The sequence below is a fragment of the Roseobacter sp. FCG-D35 genome (genome assembly GCF_033436665.1).
In the GTDB taxonomy this organism is placed as follows: Bacteria; Pseudomonadota; Alphaproteobacteria; order Rhodobacterales; family Rhodobacteraceae; genus JAWQFO01.
In genome coordinates, this window is sequence record NZ_JAWQFO010000007.1 from 280,404 (window position 1) to 293,162 (window position 12,759).

Annotated in this window: 15 protein-coding genes and 1 tRNA gene; 7 read left to right on the top strand and 9 right to left on the bottom strand. The window is 62.9% G+C overall.

Annotated features, from left to right (window positions below; all coding sequences use genetic code 11):
• The first annotated feature begins 242 nt into the window (after nucleotides 1-242).
• Nucleotides 243-815: a hypothetical protein gene (locus tag R5H30_RS17110; protein WP_318329763.1), complete on the top strand. Its 573-nt coding sequence runs from the start codon at nucleotides 243-245 to the stop codon at nucleotides 813-815.
• 317 nt (nucleotides 816-1,132) lie between these two features.
• Here the strand turns inward: R5H30_RS17110 and lepA are convergent, their stop codons facing one another.
• A complete protein-coding gene (gene lepA, locus R5H30_RS17115; protein ID WP_318329764.1) occupies nucleotides 1,133-2,932 on the bottom strand; it encodes a translation elongation factor 4 in 1,800 nt (599 codons plus the stop codon).
• Between the two features lie 178 nt (nucleotides 2,933-3,110).
• Here lepA and R5H30_RS17120 point away from each other — a divergent pair, with 178 nt between their 5' ends.
• Complete coding sequence (locus R5H30_RS17120) at nucleotides 3,111-4,205, top strand: porin (RefSeq protein ID WP_318329765.1); 1,095 nt, start codon at nucleotides 3,111-3,113, stop codon at nucleotides 4,203-4,205.
• A gap of 201 nt (nucleotides 4,206-4,406) precedes the next feature.
• The gene (locus tag R5H30_RS17125; protein ID WP_318329766.1) at nucleotides 4,407-4,685 is read left to right on the top strand and encodes a hypothetical protein; all 279 of its coding nucleotides are present in this window, start codon (nucleotides 4,407-4,409) and stop codon (nucleotides 4,683-4,685) included.
• A gap of 21 nt (nucleotides 4,686-4,706) precedes the next feature.
• Here the strand turns inward: R5H30_RS17125 and R5H30_RS17130 are convergent, their stop codons facing one another.
• From R5H30_RS17130 to R5H30_RS17145, 4 genes are read right to left on the bottom strand one after another with little or no spacing between them, the layout of a single operon-like run.
• Nucleotides 4,707-5,294 carry a GNAT family N-acetyltransferase gene (locus tag R5H30_RS17130; protein ID WP_318329767.1) on the bottom strand — a complete coding sequence of 196 codons (588 nt, stop codon included), beginning with the start codon at nucleotides 5,292-5,294 and terminating at the stop codon, nucleotides 4,707-4,709.
• Nucleotides 5,291-5,686: a ketosteroid isomerase-related protein gene (locus R5H30_RS17135; protein ID WP_318329768.1), complete on the bottom strand. Its 396-nt coding sequence runs from the start codon at nucleotides 5,684-5,686 to the stop codon at nucleotides 5,291-5,293. The genes R5H30_RS17130 and R5H30_RS17135 overlap by 4 nt, the downstream gene beginning before the upstream one ends.
• Nucleotides 5,683-6,144 (bottom strand): arsenate-mycothiol transferase ArsC, encoded by a 462-nt coding sequence (locus tag R5H30_RS17140; protein WP_318329770.1) that lies wholly within the window; start codon nucleotides 6,142-6,144, stop codon nucleotides 5,683-5,685. Before R5H30_RS17140 ends, R5H30_RS17135 begins: the two co-directional genes overlap by 4 nt.
• Nucleotides 6,145-6,624 carry a UPF0262 family protein gene (locus R5H30_RS17145; RefSeq protein ID WP_318329771.1) on the bottom strand — a complete coding sequence of 160 codons (480 nt, stop codon included), beginning with the start codon at nucleotides 6,622-6,624 and terminating at the stop codon, nucleotides 6,145-6,147.
• Nucleotides 6,625-6,771: 147 nt separating this feature from the next.
• Here R5H30_RS17145 and R5H30_RS17150 point away from each other — a divergent pair, with 147 nt between their 5' ends.
• Complete coding sequence (locus R5H30_RS17150) at nucleotides 6,772-8,022, top strand: alpha/beta hydrolase family protein (protein ID WP_318329772.1); 1,251 nt, start codon at nucleotides 6,772-6,774, stop codon at nucleotides 8,020-8,022.
• On the opposite strand, the gene hisD is transcribed toward R5H30_RS17150, so the two are convergent.
• From hisD to R5H30_RS17170, 4 genes are all read right to left on the bottom strand, one after another.
• Entirely contained in the window at nucleotides 8,012-9,313 is a 1,302-nt protein-coding gene (gene hisD, locus R5H30_RS17155) for a histidinol dehydrogenase (RefSeq protein WP_318329773.1), read from the bottom strand. The two genes, R5H30_RS17150 and hisD, sit on opposite strands and share 11 nt — an antisense overlap.
• An 82-nt stretch (nucleotides 9,314-9,395) precedes the next feature.
• Nucleotides 9,396-9,860: a DUF2948 family protein gene (locus R5H30_RS17160; RefSeq protein ID WP_318329774.1), complete on the bottom strand. Its 465-nt coding sequence runs from the start codon at nucleotides 9,858-9,860 to the stop codon at nucleotides 9,396-9,398.
• Complete coding sequence (gene murA, locus R5H30_RS17165) at nucleotides 9,857-11,125, bottom strand: UDP-N-acetylglucosamine 1-carboxyvinyltransferase (RefSeq protein ID WP_318329776.1); 1,269 nt, start codon at nucleotides 11,123-11,125, stop codon at nucleotides 9,857-9,859. The genes R5H30_RS17160 and murA overlap by 4 nt, the downstream gene beginning before the upstream one ends.
• A gap of 4 nt (nucleotides 11,126-11,129) precedes the next feature.
• Complete coding sequence (locus R5H30_RS17170) at nucleotides 11,130-11,300, bottom strand: hypothetical protein (RefSeq protein WP_318329778.1); 171 nt, start codon at nucleotides 11,298-11,300, stop codon at nucleotides 11,130-11,132.
• An 86-nt stretch (nucleotides 11,301-11,386) separates the two neighbouring features.
• Here R5H30_RS17170 and R5H30_RS17175 point away from each other — a divergent pair.
• From R5H30_RS17175 to R5H30_RS17185, 3 genes are all read left to right on the top strand, one after another.
• Nucleotides 11,387-11,461 (top strand) — tRNA-Thr (locus R5H30_RS17175).
• Between the two features lie 91 nt (nucleotides 11,462-11,552).
• Nucleotides 11,553-12,284, top strand: coding sequence for a DUF6538 domain-containing protein (locus tag R5H30_RS17180; RefSeq protein ID WP_318329779.1), 732 nt, complete (start codon nucleotides 11,553-11,555; stop codon nucleotides 12,282-12,284).
• 21 nt (nucleotides 12,285-12,305) lie between these two features.
• Nucleotides 12,306-12,707 carry a site-specific integrase gene (locus tag R5H30_RS17185; RefSeq protein ID WP_318329780.1) on the top strand — a complete coding sequence of 134 codons (402 nt, stop codon included), beginning with the start codon at nucleotides 12,306-12,308 and terminating at the stop codon, nucleotides 12,705-12,707.
• Nucleotides 12,708-12,759 lie beyond the last annotated feature (52 nt).

Here is a 12,759-nt window from a genome sequence, read left to right on the forward strand (position 1 = left end):
AATTGCGGCGGGATGTAACGGCGGCGTGGAGGCCATCCCCAGATGAAACTGAACCCTACGATATTTGTGATCGAGCGAGCACCGAAAGGCATCGGCGAGTTAACGGTCCAATCTACACTTGCTTTACGAGGGCGTGAAATGACACATTGCATCAACGCTAGGGCGAACTAACAGAGAAATTGCCACAGCAGAAGCTACGGTCAAATAACTACTGCGGCAAATTATTTGTCAGGAAACGTCCTATGGATCTTATTGAAACCCTTCGATACTTCCCGCTTCATATTGACCATGGCCAGCAAGCTGCGTTTTCAACACTTGCGCACCTGCTGGAAAGCTTTCAGACAGAAGTTCGGGCACAACAAAGACTAATGGAAAATCACTCAGGAAAATCCGAAGGTGATTTTCGAATATGCGACCGCAGTGAGGTTATTCGATCAATATGGAGCTCCATCACGCTAATCCATCAAATCGGAAAACTATCGAGATCCGAAAAGCACTTTCTCAACCCCATTTACCAAAGTTCGAAGTTTCGATCCATAGCTGAGCATGCTACCAAACTGAGAGATCAAAGAGACCATATCCACAATAACTTGGGAAACCTACGGAAGAAAAAAGTTCTTATTCCTTTAAACGGGGTAATCACTTGGACTTTTGCACCGCAAGTCGAACAAGAAAAACTTAAGGTAAAGATACAGGCATTCTCCATCGACCCCATACTTAAAAAATTTTCGGTAGACATACTGGGTAGTTTCGAGGAAATTAAGTACCCCTTTGACAATTTAACAATATTTGCGCTCAAGAGAAATTCAACATAACGCGCGCACGCGACCAGTTAAACAGCTATGCTATTGAGGTTTTGAGCGCTCTAAATTCCGGAGTCTCCCGCTTAGATCAAATTAGTTTCAAAAAAAGACGGCATTGAGCGAAGCCGAACAAGTTCCATTTTGTCTTGTATTCGAAGCCGAAATTTCATCTAGGAAATAGGCTTTCAACACTTCTATCGCAGCCCAACACCGGCTTCTGGATGTTCAGCACGAGGATCCATTCGCCTATGCCCAAGCTAGACAACCGGGGTGCGCACGCAATTGTCTACGACAATCGCTGCCGCGCACTCGCCTTGAAAATGGACAGATTAACTGTCCATTTTCAAGGCGTTAATAAACGCTTCCTGCGGGATATCGACCTTCCCGAACTGGCGCATCTTCTTCTTCCCCGCCTTCTGCTTGTCCAGCAGCTTGCGCTTGCGCGTGGCGTCTCCGCCGTAGCACTTGGCCGTCACGTCCTTGCGCATGGCCGACAGGGTCTCGCGGGCGATGACCTTGCCTCCGATGGCGGCCTGGATGGGGATCTTGAACATGTGGCGCGGGATCAGATCCTTGAGCTTTTCGACCATCGCGCGGCCGCGTGCCTCGGCGCGATCGCGGTGGACCATGGTCGAAAGCGCGTCGACCGGCTCGTCGTTGACCAGAACCTGCATCTTCACGAGGTTGTCCTGCCGGTAGCCGGTCAGCTGGTAATCGAAGGAGGCATAGCCCTTGGTCACCGATTTCAGCCGGTCGTAGAAATCGAAGACCACCTCGTTGAGCGGCAGGTCATAGACCACCATCGCGCGAGAGCCGGCATAGGTGAGGTCGAGCTGGATGCCGCGGCGGTCCTGGCAGAGTTTCAGCACGTCGCCGAGGAAGTCGTCAGGCACGAGGATCGTCGCCTTAATCCGCGGTTCCTCGATATGATCGACATGGGTGAGGTCGGGCATGTCGGCGGGGTTGTGCAGCTCGCGCATCGTGCCGTCGCGCATGTGGACGTGGTAGATGACCGAGGGCGCGGTGGTGATGAGGTCGATGTCGTACTCGCGCTCGATCCGGTCGCGGATCACCTCGAGGTGCAGCAGGCCCAGGAACCCGCAGCGGAAGCCGAAGCCGAGCGCGGCCGAGGTTTCCATCTCGTAGGAGAAGGACGCGTCGTTCAGGGCCAGCTTCTCGATGGCGTCGCGCAGGTCCTCGAACTCGGCACTGTCGACCGGGAAGAGGCCGCAGAAGACGACCGGCTGGGCCGGCTTGAAGCCCGGCAGGGCGGTGTCGGTGCCCTTCTTCTCATGGGTGATGGTATCGCCGACGCGGGTGTCGCGGACCTGCTTGATCGAGGCGGTCAGGAACCCCAACTCGCCCGGTCCCAGCGCGTCGATCTCGGTCATGGCGGGGCGGAAGACGCCGATCCGGTCGACATGGTGGATCGAGCCGTTCTGCATCATGCGGATGCGGTCGCCCTTTTTGAGCTGCCCGTCCATGATCCGCACAAGGACGATCACGCCGAGATAGGCGTCATACCAGCTGTCGACCAGCATCGCCTTCAGCGGCGCATCGAGCGTGCCTTTCGGGGCGGGCAGCTTGTGGACGATGGCCTCCAGGGTTTCGTGGATGCCGACGCCGGTCTTGGCGGACACGCGGATCGCGTCGGAGGCGTCGATGCCGATGACGTCCTCGATCTGCTCGGCGACCCGGTCGCAGTCGGCGGCGGGCAGGTCGATCTTGTTGAGAACCGGGACGATCTCGTGATCGGCCTCGATGGCGTGGTAGACGTTGGCCAGCGTCTGCGCTTCGACGCCTTGGGTGGAATCGACCACCAGCAGAGAACCTTCGACCGCGCGCATCGACCGCGAAACCTCGTAGGCGAAGTCAACGTGGCCGGGCGTGTCGATCAGGTTCAGCACGTATTCCTCACCGTTGTCGGCGGTATAGTTGATGCGTACCGTCTGCGCCTTGATGGTGATCCCGCGCTCGCGCTCGATGTCCATCGAGTCGAGCATCTGTTCCTTCATCTCGCGCGCGCTCACCGTGTTGGTCGACTGGATGAGACGGTCGGCAAGCGTGGATTTCCCGTGATCGATATGGGCGACGATCGAGAAATTGCGGATATGAGAGAGCGGTGTCATGATCGGTTGATATGTCCGCCTTTCGGGGGGCGGTCAAGGTCGGTCGCGCGTCGCAGACAACAGGACGAAGGGCGCCTGCGACACCCTGTTCCCAAGGCCATTACCGGAGATTGCCTGTTCCAGCGAAAGGCAACTGTTGGTAGCATCGCCCCGGATGGATTACCCTGGAGGACATGTCATGGACCGAAGCCTGCTCCGCGCCGCCCTCTGCACCGGGCTGGCAACCGTCGGACTGCCTGCCGCGACGTGGGCACAGGACAGCGACGGCTGGGATTTCTACGGCCAGTTGAATTTCGGGGTCCTGACCTCGGACAACGGGTTCGACACCCATTCGAGCTTTGCCGACAATGCCAATTCACCTTCCCGGATCGGGCTCTTCTACGACCGGGCGCTTGCCGGGGGATCTCAGTTCCGGTTCAACTTCGAGACATCTTTCGGCGCCACCAGCACGGCCAGCGTCAACGGCGACGACAACAGCTTCGACATCGACTACGACGAGACCCGACTGCGCAAGCTTGAAGGGATCGTGACGATACCGGGCGTTGGCCGGCTGTCATTCGGACAGGGCAGCACCGCGACGGACGGCGTGGCCGAGGCGGACTTTTCCGGCACAGGGGTCGTGATCTATTCGGGCATCGCGGACCTCGCCGGCGCGCAGGAATTCTACGACACATCGGGCGATCCCTCAGGCATCTCCGTGGGCAGCGTCTTCGGCTCCTTCGACGGAGCGCGCCGCTTCCGGGCCCGCTATGACACGCCGCAACTCAACGGGTTCACCTTCTCGATATCGGCCGGCGAAGAGGTGCTAGTCGACGGGGACGACAACGAATACTACGACATTGGCGGCCGCTACCTGCGCGACTACGGCGACATGCAGGTGGATGCACGGCTGGGCTATTCATGGCGCGGCGGCCCGGTGGAACTGTTGTCGGGATCGCTTGCGCTTCTGCATGAACCCAGCGGCTTCAACGTAGCCTTCGCCAGCGGGCGGGAGCAGACCGGCGGCGATGCCGAGTACGGCTATGTCAAGCTCGGCCTGATCCGCAACTGGTCCGCCTATGGCCCGACGGCCTTTGCCGTCGACTATTACGACGGTTCGGATTTTCAGGTCTCCGGATCGGAGTCGACGGCCATCGGCCTCGGCTTCGTGCAAACCGTGGAACAGTATAACCTCGATCTCTACGCCGCGTGGAAGCGCTACGAGTACGACGGTGGCGGAAGCGATCTGGAGGACATGGACGTCACTTTCGTCGGGGCGCGCTGGACGTTCTGAGCTGCCGCGCGGACCTTCGATGGGCCAAACGTGAATTGCCCTGTCCTGCCCTTTGCGGCATAAAACGGCATAAAGCAGTGACAGGCGGATCGGGACGGCACCCGGCCGCGAAAGGCAGGCATTCGAATGAGATTTCTTGTTCTCGCCCTCGGCATTGTCGCGGTCCTTTCCGCCTGCGGCGGGGGGCGGAAAAGCGCGACAGTGGGGTACCGCGAACCGGTGCTGTTCGCCACCGGACCGATCTACAGCTCGTGTCTCAAGCTGAACAAGCGCGAGGCTTCGAAGGCGCGCTGCGGCTGCGTTCAGGCGGTCGCCGACATGTCGCTGAGCTCGGGCGAGCAGCGCAAGGGCGCGGTGTTCTATCGCGACCCGCACAAGGCGCAGGAGACGCGGCAATCCGACCGCGCCGGGGACGAACGGTTCTGGACCCAATGGCGCGCCTTCGGAGATCAGGCCGAGCGGCTCTGCAGACGCACTTGATCGCACGGTGATCCTCGATCGCTAGAGCTTGCGCATCCAGAACTGCAGCGGCTTGGCGGTCTCGGCTGGCTCGCCGATATCCTTCCATTCGAATTTGGCGATGACGCCGGACAGCCGGGCATAGCCGCGGCCCACCCAGAACGTGTCGAGCGGCCGGTAGGTCGCGGGGCGTCGCGGATGGTCGTCGGGCCGGATCACGGCGCAGAAACAGCAGCTGTCGAAGCCGGTGGCCCGTGCATGTGCCTCGCGCGCGTCGAAGAATGCATGCCCAGCGCCCTGCCCGCGATAATCCGGCAAGAGAACGCTTTCGGCGCAATAGAAGATGCGCGACAGGTCCAGCCCGGTCTCGGCGAAGGCGGCGGCGAAGCCATCGTCGTGCCCTTCGAGCGGCAGGCCGGTGCTTGCGCCCACCAGGGTGTCGCCGTCATAGGCGCCAACGACAATTGCATCCGGGTTCTCGCGGTAGTGATCCAGATAGCCGCGCTCGTAATCGAGGTCGCCGTCGTAAAGATAGGGCCAGTCGCGAAACACCGTGATGCGCAGTTCCGCGACGGCGTCGAGCGCGCTGTCCAGTTCGTCACCGCGCAGAATGCGGATGTCCAGCGTCAAGCCGAGACCTGTGCGATCCAGTCGCTGAGGTTGTAGCGCGTCGTCACGCGCGAGATCAGCCCGTCGCGAATGTCGAAGAACGAGCCTGCGGGCAGCTTGTAGGTCTGCCCCCGGGCCTCGGGCAGCCCGTCGTCGGTTGCCTTGTAGCTGCCGTTCACCACGTATTCCGCGGCCGCCCTCGACCCGTCGGGCGCGTCGAAGATGACCATGTTGGTCAGTGTCTCGTCGTAGCAGCGGCTCATGTGGGCGCAAAACTCGGCAAAGGCGTCCTTGCCGGTTCGCACACCGCCTTCGTTCACATGGTGCTCGACGTCGTCGGTCAGGCAGGCGAGCATGGCGTCGACGTCCTTGTCGTTGAAGGCGTCGAAGTATCGTTTCACGATATGGGTCATGTGATCTCCCTGGGGTCCCCGAACCTGTCCTTGAGGCGGGTGATGATCTGGTCCCGCGCCTGCCGATAGCTGCTGAGCTTGTCCTCGCGGCTTTCGCCGAGCCCGGTGGGATCGAGGATCGGCCAATACTCGACATCGAGATGGTAGAGCCGCGTCAGTTCGAGCGCCCGGCGCTGCGACGCGGGGCTGAGGGCGACGACGAGATCGAAGGAGGACAGATCGTCGCCCCAGTTCTCCATCTCGTCGAAGCTGCGCGAGCGGTGGCGCGACAGCTCGACGTCCATCTCCTGACAGACGGCGATGGAGAATCCGTCGATTTCCATGTCGTTCATGACGCCCGCGGACTGGACGTATGTGCCGGTCCCGTAAAATTTCTTCATGATGCCTTCGGCCATCGGGGACCGCACGGCATTGTGGTCGCAGCAAAACAGTACGGATTGTGGGAGGTCCCGACCCATCTATCCGCCGAAATGCAGCACGCAGATCAGGGTAAAGAGGCGCCGCGCGGTGTCGGTATCGACCTCCGCCTTGCCCGACAGACGCTCCTGCAAAACGCGCGAACCTTCGTTGTGGATGCCGCGCCGGGCCATGTCGATGGTCTCGATCTGGCTCGGCGGCAGCTTCTTCACGGCGTCGAAGTAGCTTTCGCAGATCTGGAAATAGTCTTTCACGACCTGCCGGAAGGGACCGAGCGAGAGGTGGAACTCGGCCGCCTGTTCGTCGTCTTCCGTGGTGATGTGAAAGACAAGCCGCTTGTCCCTGATCGAAAGGTTCACGCGATAGGGCCCGTCGGGCACCGCACGCCCGTCGCGGGCCGGCAGGACAAAGCTGTTGTCCTCGAGCAGGTCGAAGATCGCCACTCGCCGCTCCTGTTCGATTTCGGGCGTGGGCGGCGGAAGGCCGGAATCGTCTAGATCGATCTGCGAAATGCGGGTCATGGGCTGGCGTCGTCCTGTCGTGTCGGGAAGTCTTAGCCCGCTGTGCCGGGGCAAGCAATGCGCCCGAGGCCCCGGCATGGTAGGCAAGAAGGCCAACTTGCGGTAGAATGCTCGTATTTGATGAATCCATTTGCGAGAGGGGCCAAGATGCGGAAACGGGCGGTAATTCTTGTGCCGAGCCTTGAAAGGCTCGAACGGTTCGGCGCGCGCGAGCGGCTGGTGCACGCAATGACGCGATACGCTTCGGGCTTTCGGGTCGAGCCGATCGAGATCGATCAGTCGACCGGAAAGGACGCATGCGGTCTGGTCGCCACCGACCGCGAGACGCTGGAAGCCATCGAGATGCATGTCTACGAGGCCTTCTGGGGTGATCTCGTCCCGGACTGGAGCAAGGAAAGCCCCTGGGCGCGGTTCCGGCGCGGGTTGCACCTGATCTGGTACTGGGCCGCCGGCGGGGTCGCCAGGGCGATCGTGCGGCTCGAGTTTCCGGCCCGGACCGTGATGGCGATGCTGGTGGCCTCGCTGCTGCTGCTGCTTTGGTATTTCACCGTGATCTCGGTGCTGGTTCAGGCGATCGGCACCGCGGACAGCACCGTGCCCACGGCGATCGAAGAGGCCCTGGCCTCGTTCGGCTGGACCGAACCGCTGGTACGCTGGTTCGACGAGTTGCAGAGCCTGCCGCTGCTGCTGTTCCTGATCATGCTGTTCGGCCTCGGGCGGCTCGAGAACATCTCGAACATATCGAGTTTCATCAAGGATTACCTGCGTGACCAGCAGATCAACAAGACCGAGATCGGGGTGCGCGCCAAGACGCGAGCCCGGCTCGTCGAACTGCTCGATCACGTACACGGGATGGACCCGGGCTATGACGAGGTGCATGTCGTCGGCCACTCGCTGGGAGGTGCGATCGCGGTGGACGCGCTGGCCGGGTACGGCAAGCCCCTGCCCAAAACGACGCTGCACACCTGGGGCGCCGGGCTGGGGCTGCTCGTACAGCAGGACGCCTGGGTCGAGCGCCGCGTCGGTGCGCTTTATGCCTGCCCGTCACGGCTGGCCGACTGGCGTGACGTGGTGTTCCGCAGCGACGTGATGGCCAGCCCGCGCCCGCTGCCGCACAAGTACCGCGGCCGCAAGCGGCTGTCCGACAAGTACGACGAGATCTACACGCCGACGATCACGCCGCAGGTCCAGAAACGGGCGCCCTTCAACTATTTCTCGACCCACGAGGCCTATTACCGCTGCACCGATGCCGCGCGCCTTCTTGTCGACGTGAGACCGCCCGCGCCGCTCGAAATCGCGCCGTTGGACGCCCTGCCCCACGACGAGAGCACGGAGCCTCCGGAAGAGACGGCCCCGGAAAATCGCCCCGAAGTGACGCGCCTGCCGGTCAGTCGTTGAGACGGTCGAGCCGCGCGGTGACCGACAGCCCGTGTGCCTCGAGGCTTTCCGAGGCCGCAAGCGTCTCTGCCGCCGGGCCGACCGCGCGCAGGGCATCCGGTGTCATCCGGGCCAGCGTCGTGCGCTTCATGAAGTCGAGCACCGAGAGGCCCGAGGAGAACCGCGCCGACCGCGCCGTCGGCAGCACGTGGTTCGGCCCGCCGACGTAATCTCCGATGGCTTCCGGCGTCCAGTGGCCGAGGAAGATGGCGCCGGCATGGGTGATCCGGTCGGCAAGTTCCTCTGGTTCGGCGACACAGAGTTCAAGGTGTTCCGGCGCGATCCGGTCACACAGCCGCGCCGCAGTGTCGAGGTCGGGCACCGTGATGACCGCGCCGTAGTCGCGCCAGCTCGATCCCGCGATGTCACGCCGCGCCAATGTCTCCAGCCGACGCTCCACGGCATCCGAGACAGCGCGCGCGAAGGCCGCGTCGGTCGTGATCAGGATCGACTGGGCGCTCTCGTCGTGTTCGGCCTGGCTAAGCAGGTCAAGCGCGATCCAGTCGGGATCGTTGTCGCTGTCGGCGATCACCAGGATTTCCGACGGACCCGCGATCATGTCGATGCCCACCTTGCCGAACACCCGGCGCTTGGCCGCGGCAACATAGGCGTTGCCCGGCCCGGTGATCTTGTCGACCGGCGCGATGGTCTCGGTCCCGTAGGCGAGCGCGGCGACGGCCTGCGCGCCGCCGATGCGGTAAATTTCGGTGACACCCGACAGTTTCGCCGCAGCCAGCACCAGGGGGTTCAGCACCTCATCCGGGGTCGGCACGACCATGGCCAGCCGCTCCACCCCGGCGACCGCCGCGGGGATCGCGTTCATCAGCACCGAGGACGGGTAGGACGCAAGGCCCCCGGGAACGTAGAGACCCGCCGCCGACACCGGCGTCCAGCGCCAGCCCAGCGTCGCGCCGTTCTCGTCTGTCCAGGACGCGTTCTCCGGGCGCTGCCGCGCGTGGTAGGCGCGGATGCGGTCGGCCGCGAGCGTCAGGGCCGCCATATCAACAGCCGGAACCTCCGCGACGACCCGGTCGATCTCGTCCGCGCCGATCCGCAACTGGGCCGGCTCTAGCGTCATCCGGTCGAACCGGGCGGTCAGCTCAACCAGTGCGGCATCGCCACGCGCGCGCACGTCGGCGATGATGCCCGCGACCGCGTCGTCCACGTCCGGGGCATCTTCACGCTTGGCGTCGAGCAGTGCGCGGAACGCGACTTCGAAATCCGGCTGATCGTAGGACAGGAATTGCGGCATCGGGCTTCCTCGGATGGTGCGGCCCCTGTTACTCCGCACGGAGCCGGGCCTCAAGCCACGGCAGTGCCGCGGCCCAAGCCGGTCAATCCGGGTGTTTCGGAGCCTTGCGCGAGGGCGCCGCGTAAGGCTTGGTCACGTCGCGCAGCGTCGCCTCGAGCGCCTCGACCGTCAGCCGGACCGCCCCGTCGCCGGCCAGCGTGAACTCCACCGTCCCGGCCGGCGCCTCGGTCTCCTCGAAAGCAATCGACAGCAGCGAGAGCACCTGGTCTCTGTCACTGCGGTCGACGCCGCTGCTGGCAACAGACAGGACGTTGGAGAACACCAGGACTGACTGCACGCGCTCCGGCTCGGCCAATGCGGCGCTTTCTTCCCAGCGAAACCGGTTCAGAAGAACCGCGAAGCGCCGGCCTGCGCGGTCATAGGACACCTCGGTAATCGGGAACACGGCGTCCTGCGCAAGTGCTGCGATGACGCCGAGATCCTCGGCATCATAGGCGCCAAGGTTCAGCGGCGCATCGCGCCCGTCTTCGAACCGCGCGTCGTTCATGTCTCGGAAATCCTTTCGATGTCCGCGCCGACGCCGCGCAGCTTGGCGACGACGTGTTCATAGCCCCGGTCGAGGTGATAGACGCGCGAGACCATGGTCTCGCCCTCCGCCGCCAGCCCGGCGAGGATCAGTGACACCGAGGCCCGCAGGTCCGTCGCCATCACCGGTGCGCCCTTCAGGCGGTCGACGCCTGTCACCGTGGCATGGCCGCCGTGCACGTCGATCCGCGCGCCCATGCGCATCAGTTCCGGCGCGTGCATGAAGCGGTTCTCGAAAATGGTTTCCTCGAGAACCGAGGTGCCCTCGGCGGTACAAAGCAGCGCCATCATCTGCGCCTGCAGGTCGGTGGGAAAGCCCGGGTAGGGCTCGGTCGTGACATCGACGGCGCTGATCCGTCCGTTCTTGCGCGCCACCCTGAGGCCGGTCTCGGTCTCCGTGACCGACACCCCCGCCGCGTCGAGCTTTTCGCAGAACGCGCCGACGAGGCCGATGCGCCCGCCCAGAAGTTCCACCTCGCCGCCGCAGATCGCCGGGGCGAGCATGTAGGTTCCCAGTTCGATACGGTCGGTCACGACCGTGTGCGTGGCGCCGTGCAACCGGTCGACGCCCTGGATCTCGATCCGGGACGTGCCTTCGCCTTCGATCTGGGCGCCCATGGCGCGCAGGCATTTCACGAGGTCGACAATCTCCGGCTCGCGCGCCGCATTCTCTAGCACCGTCGTACCCTTCGCGAGGCTCGCCGCCATGACCGCATTTTCGGTCGCACCCACCGAGGCGAAGTCGAACTTGACGGACCCGCCCTTGAGACCGTTCGGAGCCTTGGCGTGCACGTAGCCGTCACGCAGATCGAGTTCGGCCCCCATCGCGTCGAGCGCCTTGAGATGCAGATCCACCGGGCGCGCACCGATGGCGCACCCGCCCGGCAGCGACACCACCGCCTGCCCGTCGCGCGCCAGCATCGGCCCCAGCACGAGGATCGAGGCGCGCATCTTGCGCACGATGTCGTAGTCCGCCGTGTGGCTGGTCAGCGCGTGGCTCGACATGGCGAGCACGGTGCCGTCGGCAAGGCTGGTCACTTCCGCCCCGAGCGATTGCAGCAGCTGCGACATCGTGCGGATATCCGACAGCCGCGGCGCGTTGATCAGCGTCAACGGCTCTTCCGAGAGCAGCGTCGCCGGCATGAGCGCGAGACAGGCGTTCTTCGCGCCCGCAATCGCGATCTGCCCTTCGAGGGCGCCATTGCCCCGGACAAGTATCGAATCCATGTGCCTAGTCTTTCTCCTGCTGCCCGCCGGGCGCCTTGCCTGCCGCCCTGTCCTCCTGCCCGGCCTGCCGCGCGCGGCTCTGGGCCTTGCGCCGCGCCAGGTTCGCCTTGAGTGCCGCCTTCAGGCGTTCCTCGCGGCTTTGCTGTGGCGTGTCAGAGGGGCGTTTTCCTGCCATGGCGCCTGTCTAACGCAGGGCGCGAAAAGGGTCCAGATTGGGCTTGCACGGCCTATCGATTGCGTCTAATCACGCGCCACACCGGCGCTGCCGTAGCTCAGGGGTAGAGCACTCCCTTGGTAAGGGAGAGGTCGAGAGTTCAAATCTCTCCGGCAGCACCAGGTTAACACCCTGAAATCATTGAAACCCCTTGACTGCAAGGCCGTTTGCACACTTCGGTGTTACAAACGTCGTTACAAAAAGGGCACCCGCATGGCGAAAAAGCCGCGTCAGGGCAGAGCAGCAAAACCCGGCAAAGTGAAGCATCTGCTGCACCGGGACGGCCGCTACTACGCGCGAGTGGTCGTGCCCAATGAACTCCGTCCACAGCTTGCGGGCAAGACGGAGTTCCGCACGCCACTTGGTGCGGATCGGACGATTGCGCTCAGGCAGCTTCCGAAGGCCCTGGCAGGCTTCCAAGACCATCTGGACCTAGCAAGAGGACAATTGTCGAACCTACCGGCCAACAAGACCCCTGCTGCAACGGCCCTGAGTTTGACGCACGACGAAATTGCCTACATTCATTATCGGCATCGCCTCGTCTTGGACGAACAGCTTAGGAACGATAATCCCAGATACGCGCAGACGGACATCGACGACGGCCGCGTCGCAGAACTCCGAAGCGGTATTGGTAGCGCCCTCGACGACGAGGAACTGGAGCGCGCCATTGGAGACGTCCTCGACTTTTATGCCGCTCGCGGTTGGACCTCCGTAAAAAAGCATACAACGGAGTGGCGCAAGCTGGCGCGGAAGCTTTGCGAGGCGGAGCTTGAGGCGATGGCCCGGTCGGTCGAACGCGACAAGGGCGACTATTCTGGACTGCCTGAGGCTCGATCCTGGGCCAACGCCGCACCGCAAGATGAGACACGCAGCGAACGGGTATCGATCCTGAGACTGTTCGCCGACTACACAGCCTCCAAGCAACTGCTCGGCAAATGCAACTAAGCGGCCAAGCGCTGGAAGTCGGTGTTTGACAATCTCGTCGAATTTCTCGGGCATGATGACGCCAACAAGATTACCAAGCGCGACATCATAGCCTGGCGCGACCATCGCCTGACAAAGGTCGGCCCGAAGACCGTTTCAAGCGCCGATCTTGCCGCGATTCGAACTGTTCTGAACCGGGGAGTTGCCAACGATCGCATCCATGCCAACGTCGCCGAGACCGTCCGCCAAGAGATTCCCCGTAAACCTCGCAGCCGCGAGCGCGGCTACACGACCGCTGAGGCGAACCGGATCCTTAAATACTGCCTGAAGTATCGTGCAGAACCGGACGACAGGGGCCGAGTTCGCGAGAACGCCACAACCGCCGCCGTCAAAAAATGGGTCCCTCTGCTCTGCGCTTTCACGGGCGTGAGCCTCCCCATCTGAATTGGTCCACCGCTATGGTTAGGAAACGGAGGACCAGGAATGGGGAACAAGC

Coding starts and splice junctions, on each gene's coding strand:
- R5H30_RS17110 (WP_318329763.1), top strand. CDS start 243: ATGGATCTTATTGAAACCCTTCGATACTTCCCGCTTCATATTGACCAT.
- lepA (WP_318329764.1), bottom strand. CDS start 2,932: ATGACACCGCTCTCTCATATCCGCAATTTCTCGATCGTCGCCCATATC.
- R5H30_RS17120 (WP_318329765.1), top strand. CDS start 3,111: ATGGACCGAAGCCTGCTCCGCGCCGCCCTCTGCACCGGGCTGGCAACC.
- R5H30_RS17135 (WP_318329768.1), bottom strand. CDS start 5,686: ATGACCCATATCGTGAAACGATACTTCGACGCCTTCAACGACAAGGAC.
- R5H30_RS17140 (WP_318329770.1), bottom strand. CDS start 6,144: ATGGGTCGGGACCTCCCACAATCCGTACTGTTTTGCTGCGACCACAAT.
- R5H30_RS17145 (WP_318329771.1), bottom strand. CDS start 6,624: ATGACCCGCATTTCGCAGATCGATCTAGACGATTCCGGCCTTCCGCCG.
- R5H30_RS17150 (WP_318329772.1), top strand. CDS start 6,772: ATGCGGAAACGGGCGGTAATTCTTGTGCCGAGCCTTGAAAGGCTCGAA.
- hisD (WP_318329773.1), bottom strand. CDS start 9,313: ATGCCGCAATTCCTGTCCTACGATCAGCCGGATTTCGAAGTCGCGTTC.
- R5H30_RS17160 (WP_318329774.1), bottom strand. CDS start 9,860: ATGAACGACGCGCGGTTCGAAGACGGGCGCGATGCGCCGCTGAACCTT.
- murA (WP_318329776.1), bottom strand. CDS start 11,125: ATGGATTCGATACTTGTCCGGGGCAATGGCGCCCTCGAAGGGCAGATC.
- R5H30_RS17170 (WP_318329778.1), bottom strand. CDS start 11,300: ATGGCAGGAAAACGCCCCTCTGACACGCCACAGCAAAGCCGCGAGGAA.
- R5H30_RS17180 (WP_318329779.1), top strand. CDS start 11,553: ATGGCGAAAAAGCCGCGTCAGGGCAGAGCAGCAAAACCCGGCAAAGTG.